Below are 9,924 nucleotides of genomic sequence, written 5' to 3' on the forward strand. Positions count from 1 at the left end.
ACACCCTCGCCCTTGAGGCGAAAATAAGGATACCATACCTGGTGGGCCTGATAGCGATGTTCAACCAAAATGCCAATTGTTGTTCCTTCAAGAGACAGTGATTGAGGCTCTGCTGCAGCCGCTTCATACCCATTCTCGAGATACCTGACGACCGCCTCCATGAACGCCGGCAGGTCCTGGGGAATTCTGGCAGTGATCAGGTTACCATCCACAATGGGAGCATCATCGATATAATCGGCCCCCGCATTTATCAAGTCATCCTTTAAGGTATGATAGCCGGTGGCCCTGCGCCCCTTGAGTACACCCATTGCTACCAAAAAACTCCCGCCGTGACAGATGGCGCCGAACAATTTCCCAGCATTGAAATGATTCCCAGCCAACTCCAACATAAGGGGATTCGCGCGCAATTTCAGGGGAGCAAATCCGCCGGGACAGTGAATAAAGTCAAATTCTTGCGTTAAGGCCGTCTGAACGGAAACATCACTAACTAATGGTTCTCCGTTATAGTCGGTATAGATCCGGCCAGCTTCATCCCCGACGAAAAAAACCTCCGCCCCTGCCTCCTTCAGGCGGAAATAGGGATAATATGCTTCGTGGATCTGAAAATTATCCGCCACTAAAATAGCAGCCTTCTTGCCCACGAGAGTCTGGGGTAATGGACTGGTTCTATCCATTTCGTCTGGAATCCTTTGGCCGTTATTCACTCCGTTTACCACCATTTATTAACACCACAGCATCACTCTGAATGAGGCTTTAGATCACCTACCCAGTAAAGCTGCCGATTCCTTATCAAGATAGATAATTGTGCTGGGATGCTTCTTGAGGATAGACGACGGAAACATTGCTGAGATGCTGGCATCCCCGAAGCAGATCCTGACCGCCTCAGCTTTTCTGGAACCCGGTACTACGGCTATAATCCTCTTGGATTTCATGATCTGTTTTACCGACATGGAAATTGCCCGCGGTGGAACCTCTGCCAGTGACGAAAACCAACCTTCACCGACCTGCTGCCGACGACAAGCCTCATCGAGGGTGACGATAAAATAGGGCCTGTTGATCTCAAAATCCGCGGGCGGATCATTGAAGGCCAGGTGTCCATTCTCGCCTACCCCCACAAAGGCTACATCAATGATATGGCGGGATATAATCTCGCTCATACGCTCCGCCTCCTTAACCGGATCCGGTGCGTCCCCTTCCAGCAGATAGACCTGACCGGGATGAACTTTCTGGATCAAACGCTCTTTTAGATACTTCCTGAAACTCGCCGGGTGTTCGTCAGATATTCCGATGTACTCATCAAGGTGAAACATCGTCGTCTTACTCCAATCAATAGACTTATCCAGAGTCAACCTCTGTAAAAATTCGAACTGGGAAGCCCCGGTAGCGGCAATAAAATAGGCCCGCCCGTTGCGTCTGATTGCCGACTTCAAGGCATCCGCGGCCTGCTGTGCCGCCGCATCTGCCATTTCTCCAGCCGAACTAAAAACCTTTATCTCCATTACGCTACTCTTCGCGAAAGCCCTTCATTTTAAAATTTTAGAATTGTCATTACAGAACTCATCAAATTATTCAGGCTGTCACATCAATAATTTTGACCTTATCCAAATCCATTGTACCCAGTCCCAAATCCTGGGATTACCTGAGGGTCTCCAGTGTCATCTCCTTGCTAAAAGTCTCATTTGCGATCCCAATCCGGCGAATAATCGGCGTAAATCAATCAGATGGCCCTGCGACAGCTAAGTACGAAATCGGCTTGGTTCTGGACCTCAAGGGAAAACGACCTGTATCAGTACAGATTTCCGGAAGGCGAGATCAGCCTCTTGACTCCCAGGGGGGAGTCTCGGGAAGCGCCTGCTGAAACTCATCGAGGAATCTGGCCTCCCACTCCTGCGTGTAGCGGCCAGCCAGAAAAACGCTGATGATGTCATCATGGAATCGTTCCCACGATTCTTCTTCCTTACCGGGTACGATGGGATAAAAGAGGCTGCCGGCAGCGCGCGCAGCACGCAAATCACCAAACGCATCACCTACCATGAGAGCGTGGCCCGGCGCATACCTATCTCTGGTGGTCAATTGGAGATGCTCCTTCTTACTGCCCAGTTCCTGCCCGGCAATCAGGGAAACATAGCCGTCTATCCCATACTCCTCCCACTCCCGCATCAGGGCCTCAGCGGGTGTCCCCGAAACGACGATGATATCGGCCTGGGTGTGAAGTTTCTCCAGGGATTCCTTTACCAACGGGAACGGCTTCACCCCCTGGACCACCCGCGCCACCGCCTCATTGATAGCCCGGCTCCATTCCAGGACCCGCCGTAGCTCCTCGCTCCCGGTCCGTTCCAGCTCGCTTTCAAGTGCCGGATTGCCCAGCTTGGTCTCCGCTTCCGTCCAGGCTTGCAGTGTTGGTAATTCCGGGATCGAAACACCTCTTCGCGTCACTTCCGGTCGCTTCCGGAGCAGCTCAAAGGCCTTGAGCAATGCCAGAAACCGGTTACAGCCCCGATCCCGCGAATAAAGGTTGACGAATTCCCACACCTCCCGGGCGTATTTCGAGACACTGGCTAGCTGCCACTTCTCAATAGTGACCGGGCAGAAGCATTCCTTCTGCTTGGGCTCCATGGAGTCGAACACGCACCCATCCGAGTCGATACCGACAAAGTAGGCCTGCTGAGGCTGGAAGTTCTCCAGGTCCTTCCGGGTAAACTGTTTCATATCCTAATCCCCTGCACCTAGCGCTTAATGCGGGCCGTACCACCGGCCATGACGTGCTTGACCTCAGCCAGGGTAATCATACTGGTGTCGCCGCGGGTCGACTGCAGCAGTGCACCGTGGGTGGCGCCAAAATCCACACACTCCTGCAGTGGCATCCCCTTCAAGAGACCATAAATCACGCCGCTGCAGAAACCATCCCCACCGCCAACGCGGTCCTCAACCTCTAAACGCTCGAAACGACGCGATTCATAAAACTGCCCTTCATAATAGGCAATGGCCGACCAGTTGTTCAGCAGCCCACTCAACACTTCCCGTAATGTTGTACCCACAATCTGGATATTGGGATACGTCTGCACTACCCGCCGCACCATATCCTTATAGGCCTCCACCGGGAGCCTGGTCAACTGCTCATCGGTGCCCTTCACTTCAAAACCCAGCACCTTCTGGAAGTCCTCTTCATTGCCGATCAGGACGGAAATGTATGGCACCAGCTCCCGGGTGACTTCGATGGCCCGCTCGCTGCTCCACAGCTTGCTGCGGAAGTTGAGGTCGTAACTGACGATTGTCCCCGCCTCATGGGCCGCCTGCAGAGCCTCCTGGGCCACGGCGGCGCAGCCGTCACTCAGAGCCGTGAAGATGCCTCCGGTATGGAACCAGCGCACACCCCGTTCTCCGAATAGGCGCGACCAGTCTATCTCGCCCGGCTTGATATGCGAAATGGCGGTATGGCCCCGATCGTAGAGCGTAACACTGGCCCGGATACCGGTCCCAACCTCGGTGAAGTTCAGCCCGACCCGGTCCGCCCGGCCTGAACCGTCATAGGGCACCCAGAGCACCTCACTGATATCCATCCCACTGGTCTGGGCGTGGTTGCGGATGAACCAGCCCAGGGGATTATCAACCAGCTTGGATACCCACCCCGTTCGCAAGCCGAAGCGGGCCAGGGCATAAGAGACGTTATACTCACCACCACCCGCCCAGGCTTCAAAGTAGGGCGTCAATTCAATACGCTGGTGTCCCGGAGGACTCAACCGGATCATACACTCGCCTAATGTCAGTAGGTCCAGTTTGCACTCCTTCTCCGATCTGATCTTCAAAGCCATGTTCAGACCTCCAATATGTTTCAATTAGTCTACTTAGGCTCGGTTCTAAGCTGCCTTCAGCCGATACAAAACTTGACCGGCATTTTCAACCACCAGCAGTCCTTCCGCCTCCCTACCTTGCCACTCGGATATATCGATGCTGCTCGGGTCCATATATCCTAGATTGACCTGTCGGCACAATTCATCAGGTATACCGGTCGCGAGGGTCACCTTCACGCGGGGCCGCTCCACCCCATTCTCGAAGGTTCCAACTCCCCGCACGTTGGTGGAATGGGCCAGGATCAACTTCGGGTAATGGGCAAACCGGTCCCACTGCTTGAGAAAATAGTCCCGGACGTGGTAGCCCACTTCCCGGATCAGCTTCCCATGAGTATAGGATAATTCGTTGATTTGCGGCGCATAAATAACGAGTTCCCCACCATCGGCGATGATCGGCTCCAGCTTGTACATCACCTTCCCACCAATCCAGAGGTCGTCGTAGATCACATGAGCCAGTCCTAATATGCGTGGGTAGGCCCTATCCTTGTAGACAATGTGAAGCCGGGTAGAGTAGTCCACGGCTTTCTCCCACGACTCCTCGGGCGAGCCGATGAAGAGACAAGCCAATCCACCAGCTTCGGTTACCACAAAACTGAAGCATAGACTCTCGATACCCAACAGCGAGGCACCTTTATTAAGCAGGACCCGGCTCGGATTGTCCCTTACCCCATTAATGACCGGATTGGTAATCACGGCGCTGATCCAGTGGAAATGGTTGATAATCTCATCACCGGCGACACCCGGAAAGAAATACTTATTTCCGCCGGAAAATCCCGCTGCTTCATGGGGCGCTACCGGGCCCAGAATAAGGATCAGATCATATTCAAACAGGCGTTTGTTGACCGTCACAGGGAGATCTTCGCCGAATAGCCCCTCAGAGATCTCCTTTATTTCGGCCGCTGAAATAGTACCGGCAACCCGCAACTCCTCCGGCCTGTCGTGGACGTGGATGAAGAACCTCACCTTGCGGTATTTTCCCTGATGCTCCGCCGGAGTAATACCTACATGCTCCAGAATGCGGCCCGGGGTCATCGGCTGGTGAGTGCCCGAAGCCACCAGGTAGTCCAGGTCCTGGACCTATTCCCCGATCAGGTCGAAGATGATTCGAAAGAAAAGCTCGAGAGGGGCATGGCGCGAATAATCGGGAATAATAACCAGGACTCTTTTCCCCGCCAGGGGCAAGGAAGCCAGAGCCTGGGCGCTCAGCTCACGAATCTGCCGGGTGCTCAGCTCACCTTGATCAACACCTCTGCCAACGAGCGTCATAACATCACCCTGCGATCCTATTCCTCCTCCCAGACGGTATGGAAAACACCCTCCCGGTCAACCCGCTGATAGGTGTGGGCGCCGAAAAAGTCCCGCTGGGCCTGGGTCAGGTTGGCCGGCAACCGCTCCCGGCGATACATGTCATAATAACCCAGCGAGGCACTCAGGGCCAGGCCGGGAAGCCCGCGCTCGGCCGCCATCGCCACTACCCGCCGCCAGTTCGAATGCAGGCTATTCAGCCGCTCCCGAAATGCTGCATCCATCATTAGGTTGGTCAGGGCGGGATTTTTCCGATAGGCCGCCCGGATGGGCTTGAGCATGGCCGCGCGGATAATGCAGCCCCCACGCCAGATCTTCGCCACCTCATCCAGTTTGATATCGTAGCCGTATTCTTTAGAGGCCGCCCTGATCAGTGCCAGTCCCTGGGCATAACTGGTGATCACGGAAGCGTGCAGGGCATCACGTAATCTGGCAATCCATTTGTCTTTATCTTGTCCTCTGGTTGGCCCGGGACCCTCAAATACCTTCGCAGCAGCCGTGCGCTCAGCCTTATAAGCCGAAATGATCCGGGCTTCAACGGCGGCATTGATGGTCGGAATGGGCACACCCAGGTCAAAGGCATTCTGGGAAGTCCACTTACCGGTCCCCTTCTGTTGAGCCGAATCCAGAATGACCTCCACCAGGGGCTTATCGGTCTCGGGGTCAACCCGGGCCAGAATCCTGGCGGTGATCTCCATGAGGTATCCATTAAGCTCTCCGGCGTTCCAACTATCGAAAACTTCGGCCAACCGGCCGGGTGAAAGCTCGAGTCCGGTCTTCATTATCTCATAGGTCTCCGCGATCAGCTGCATAATGCCGTATTCAATGCCATTGTGCACCATCTTCACATAGTGTCCGGATCCTTTAGGCCCGATATAAGTGCAGCAAGGCTCACCATCCACCTTGGCCGCAATCTCCGTGAGGATCGGCTTGACGTGCTCGTAGGCCTCTTCCGGTCCCCCGGGCATGATGCTCGGACCTTGCAGGGCCCCTTTTTCGCCCCCTGAAACTCCCATGCCCAGATAATGGATCCCCTGGCCTTCGAGCTCGGCGGCCCGCCGCTCCGTATCCTGAAAGTGGGAGTTGCCGGCATCCATCACGATATCACCGCTCTCCAGATGCGGTTTGAGCTGCTCAATAAACGCGTCAACCGGCCCCCCGGCTTTCACCATCAGAATGATGCGGCGAGGACAGCTCAGAGCAGCAGTAAAGTCTTCCAGGCTGTAGGTTCCCTGTATCTCCTTCCTCGAACCTTTACCCTGAATGAATTCTTGCGTCCGCTCCGCCGTGCGATTGTACACCGCCATAGAGAAGCCGTGATTGACTATGTTGAGTACGAGGTTCTGCCCCATTACCGCCAGTCCAATTAAGCCAATGTCGCGTTGCTCCATTTTTGACCCCTTTATAACACCTGTAAAAATACTATCATGAATCCCGGCATAGGCCGGTCATCAAGACGAAGCCGCCTGAATGCTGGCTACCATCCGCCTGGCCCTCTCGGTAAGCACCTCAAAGCGGCTTTCCCGGATAGCCTGCTTGTCCAGCAGGTCCGTCCCGATACCGACACAGGCGGCGCCAGCCTTGATCCATTCACCAGCATTGTCAACCGTCACACCCCCGGTGGGACACAGCCTGATCTGGGGCAGTGGCCCCCGTATATCCTTTATGTACTTAGGCCCCAGTGCCGTAGCAGGAAAAATTTTCACGATATCGGCACCCGCCTGCCAGGCCGCGACAATCTCCGCAGGTGAAAATGCCCCCGGGATCGTCACCTTATCATTATCGTGGGCCACCTCTACAACCTTCGGATTGAATATCGGCCCGACAATAAACTCCGCCCCCGCCAGGATGGTCTGCTTCGCCGTCTCCTCGTCCAGCACTGTACCGGCTCCGACAAGGGCCCGGTCCCCAATGGCTTTGCATACCTCCTTGATCACTTCAACGGCATTCGGAACGGTCATGGTAATCTCGACGCACTCCACGCCCCCGGTGAAAATGGCTTCAACCACTCGAATGAGCTTGCCGGAATCGGTCATGCGAATGACTGCGATGGCCTTCTTATCCAGTATCCGTTGTAATATCTCTTCGCGGCTGGACATCGGCTTCACCCTCAAACAGATTGTGGTACTAATTGACCCTGTTTTAGATTGTCATAGCGGTAAAACCACCATCCACGCAGATGATGGCCCCGGTTACGAAGGAGGAGGCTTTTTCCGAAGCCAGCCACAGGACCACACCTGCCAGCTCCTCCGGCTCTCCATAGCGCCCCATAGGGGTATGCCCGAAAATGGCCGCCTGTCGCTCCGGCGTGAGAATCCTCCGGTTCTGCTCGGCAGGAAAAAATCCCGGAGCAATGGCGTTGACCCGGATGCCGTGGAGCGCCCATTCACGCGCCAGGAAGCGCGTCAACCCATTCAGCCCGTACTTCGATATGGAATAGGTGAAGACCTTCGACAGGGGACGGATGGACGAGGCCGAGGAAATAATGATGATACTGCCGCCTTCATCCTGTTTGATCATCAAATCCCCGAAGACCTGGCTGGCCAAAAACATCCCCTTCAGATTGATCATCATGATCCTGTCCCATTCCTCTTCGGAAATCTCCAGCACCGGCGTGGTGGAATTGACACCTGGGGCGTAAAGCAGAATGTGGATACCACCCCATTGCTCCACGATGGTATCCCTGGCTTCAAGCAGGTCCGCCTTGGAAGAAACGTCCGCTTTGACCACTATACCATCGCCGCCACTTGCTTGCATGGCCTTTAGGTGCTGTTTGCCACCCTCAACGCTGATATCCACGATCGCTACTTTTGCGCCAGCCTTAGAGAAAGCGATGGCCATTGCGCCGCCCAGTACGCCGCTCCCGCCGATGACCACTGCCACCTTGCCGTCCAGACTGAAAAGCTCCTCAAGATAAGACATCACTGCTCTCCTCAGGCATCTCTTGACCCTAACTATGAGGCCAAGAGGTTAGCGATGATCGAAATTCCCTCTTCATAACTCGGGTAGGTTAGTTGACAAACGGCTGTATATGCCGTCGAAAATGGCGTCGCAAATTCTCGTAGTGCGCCGACTCGTTCGCCTTAAGCACTTCCAGCAGTCGATCCTTGAAAAGGTAACCACCTTTTTCATCTTTGGATGTAAGAACCCTACCGAAAGCCACGTGCAGCACCTGGCGGGCATCATCTTGCTCAAAAAGCTGCCTGAGCTCCTCATCCGAATATGATTCCGCAGGCGCGACTTTCGCAGGATCCGCCGACACGTGGTAGGTCCGCTTCTCGGCTTCATAGTGCTCACGCGAAAAATCCAGTATCTCCCTGAAAAGGGACGGGGCGGTCTGGGCAACCGTCCGCAGAGCCTCCAGGTAGCTGGTACCGGCCGTTTTTATGTGAATACGACCGTGGCCAAGGGAACCCACCAGTTCGTAGACCTTAAACTTATCACTGCCTGAGTGGAAGCTGATCTTATAGGGACCCAGCAACTCCGCGATAGCTACATGCTTGATAAACTCATCCCTGAACTCGTTCAGATCGCCCTTATAGTCAATGCCCTTCTCAAAATCACCGATAAACCGTGGCGCCAGGCTCACCAGCTCCACACCGAGCCGCTTCAGCTCACTTACCACCAGAAAATGCTCAAAGGGTGTGGTCACCGACTCGGTTTCATCCACGGACAGCTCAATCTCCACCGGATAGTCCGGGTAGGTAGACCTCAGGTAGCGGACCATTCTTACAGTATGGGTGAGCACGCCGCCATACTTGGCAAGCGCACGCAAGACCTCCTCCCGCCCGGGCCGGAGCCTGAAGCCCTCTCTGATGGCGAATTCCCGCCCTGCATATCGCACCAGGAAACCGTCCAGCGAATCGTCCAGCCAATCCCAGGCGAGGGACTGAATATGCTCTTCGAGCTGCCGAACTGGCAGGGTATCAGCCTCGTTGATAACGTAGGCCCCCGGATCGATGGTGAACATGGTGAAACCAGCTTTCACCATCACATCAATATCGGCGGTGGTTTTCAAATGGTCGGCGTCCGACCCAAACCCTTCTTTATAGCCCTCCTGGAAGACAGCCCAGGTAGCGGCATCCATCACTTCTTCGGCGGTGCGCTCGGTACGTTCCAGCTCCCGGATCGACTGCTGAGCCAGGACTGGCCTCAGACCGGATCCCATCAGGGCCCGCAAATGACCGGGATTGGCCAGGCCCAAACGGTCCCCGAGCCCAATCGAATTGTCCAAACCGATGAGCACCGGCCAGGTGAAATCAAATCGCTCCCGCAGAGCTGCCGCATTCTGATGCTCAAGCGCACAACAGATAAGCTGGCTCTCCGGCTCAAGCCGCGTACTGGAAACCAGCTCACCGCTGAAATCCCTACGGATTGCATTGTCGCTATTCCTGGTCAGAATATACAGCCCCTTCTCAAGGCCCTCTTTGCCGATAAAGAAAAAAACATCATTCAATTGGTTGACTGACTTCGGGTAGATGTGTACTTGACGACCTGCAGCGAGCACCAGAGCAGCTAATTGGTCCTGTTCGTAAACGTTTACAGTCAAAAATTTTTGTACATCATCGAGAAGCATGGTACTCAACGGGAGATGGCAAGACGGAGTTTAATTTTTTTTTTGTGAATAGATGGACGCCGCGCAAAGGGCTACCTCTATCCAGCGGAGTTGACTAACACTCGATATCCCCAGGCATGGCTATCTGCGAGGAATACTTACAGTGCACCAGGCTCCAAATTCGTGCTCATTCAGCAACGAGCGGCCAATCAA

Annotated in this window: 10 protein-coding genes; all 10 read right to left on the minus strand. The window is 54.7% G+C overall.

Features of this window, described 5'->3' with window-relative positions:
• Window positions 1-674: type 1 glutamine amidotransferase domain-containing protein (locus ACETWG_06330; GenBank protein ID MFB0516203.1), on the minus strand; the 674-nt coding region annotated here is incomplete at its 3' end.
• An 84-nt stretch (window positions 675-758) separates the two neighbouring features.
• Complete coding sequence (locus ACETWG_06335; protein ID MFB0516204.1) at window positions 759-1,499, minus strand: glucosamine-6-phosphate deaminase; 741 nt, start codon at window positions 1,497-1,499, stop codon at window positions 759-761.
• Between the two features lie 313 nt (window positions 1,500-1,812).
• Entirely contained in the window at window positions 1,813-2,709 is an 897-nt protein-coding gene (locus ACETWG_06340) for an HAD family hydrolase (GenBank protein MFB0516205.1), read from the minus strand.
• Between the two features lie 17 nt (window positions 2,710-2,726).
• The gene (locus tag ACETWG_06345; GenBank protein MFB0516206.1) at window positions 2,727-3,812 is read right to left on the minus strand and encodes a sugar kinase; all 1,086 of its coding nucleotides are present in this window, start codon (window positions 3,810-3,812) and stop codon (window positions 2,727-2,729) included.
• Window positions 3,813-3,857: 45 nt separating this feature from the next.
• Window positions 3,858-4,919, minus strand: coding sequence for a lactate racemase domain-containing protein (locus ACETWG_06350; protein MFB0516207.1), 1,062 nt, complete (start codon window positions 4,917-4,919; stop codon window positions 3,858-3,860).
• A gap of 9 nt (window positions 4,920-4,928) precedes the next feature.
• On the minus strand, window positions 4,929-5,117 hold the full coding sequence (locus ACETWG_06355) for a hypothetical protein (protein MFB0516208.1): 189 nt from the start codon (window positions 5,115-5,117) through the stop codon (window positions 4,929-4,931).
• Window positions 5,118-5,134: 17 nt separating this feature from the next.
• Window positions 5,135-6,547, minus strand: a complete 1,413-nt coding sequence (gene gndA / locus ACETWG_06360) for an NADP-dependent phosphogluconate dehydrogenase (protein MFB0516209.1) — start codon at window positions 6,545-6,547, stop codon at window positions 5,135-5,137.
• A gap of 60 nt (window positions 6,548-6,607) precedes the next feature.
• Window positions 6,608-7,255: a bifunctional 4-hydroxy-2-oxoglutarate aldolase/2-dehydro-3-deoxy-phosphogluconate aldolase gene (locus tag ACETWG_06365; GenBank protein ID MFB0516210.1), complete on the minus strand. Its 648-nt coding sequence runs from the start codon at window positions 7,253-7,255 to the stop codon at window positions 6,608-6,610.
• A gap of 43 nt (window positions 7,256-7,298) precedes the next feature.
• Complete coding sequence (locus tag ACETWG_06370; GenBank protein MFB0516211.1) at window positions 7,299-8,078, minus strand: SDR family oxidoreductase; 780 nt, start codon at window positions 8,076-8,078, stop codon at window positions 7,299-7,301.
• Window positions 8,079-8,166: 88 nt separating this feature from the next.
• Complete coding sequence (locus ACETWG_06375; GenBank protein ID MFB0516212.1) at window positions 8,167-9,732, minus strand: tagaturonate epimerase family protein; 1,566 nt, start codon at window positions 9,730-9,732, stop codon at window positions 8,167-8,169.
• Window positions 9,733-9,924 lie beyond the last annotated feature (192 nt).

The organism is Candidatus Neomarinimicrobiota bacterium (genome assembly GCA_041862535.1).
In the GTDB taxonomy this organism is placed as follows: domain Bacteria; phylum Fidelibacterota; class Marinisomatia; order SCGC-AAA003-L08; family TS1B11.

Bases quoted from the DNA above. Each gene is read 5' to 3' on its own strand.
- ACETWG_06335 (MFB0516204.1), bottom strand. From the start codon at position 1,499: ATGGAGATAAAGGTTTTTAGTTCGGCTGGAGAAATGGCAGATGCGGCG.
- ACETWG_06340 (MFB0516205.1), bottom strand. From the start codon at position 2,709: ATGAAACAGTTTACCCGGAAGGACCTGGAGAACTTCCAGCCTCAGCAG.
- ACETWG_06345 (MFB0516206.1), bottom strand. From the start codon at position 3,812: ATGGCTTTGAAGATCAGATCGGAGAAGGAGTGCAAACTGGACCTACTG.
- ACETWG_06355 (MFB0516208.1), bottom strand. From the start codon at position 5,117: ATGACGCTCGTTGGCAGAGGTGTTGATCAAGGTGAGCTGAGCACCCGG.
- gndA (MFB0516209.1), bottom strand. From the start codon at position 6,547: ATGGAGCAACGCGACATTGGCTTAATTGGACTGGCGGTAATGGGGCAG.
- ACETWG_06365 (MFB0516210.1), bottom strand. From the start codon at position 7,255: ATGTCCAGCCGCGAAGAGATATTACAACGGATACTGGATAAGAAGGCC.
- ACETWG_06370 (MFB0516211.1), bottom strand. From the start codon at position 8,078: ATGTCTTATCTTGAGGAGCTTTTCAGTCTGGACGGCAAGGTGGCAGTG.
- ACETWG_06375 (MFB0516212.1), bottom strand. From the start codon at position 9,732: ATGCTTCTCGATGATGTACAAAAATTTTTGACTGTAAACGTTTACGAA.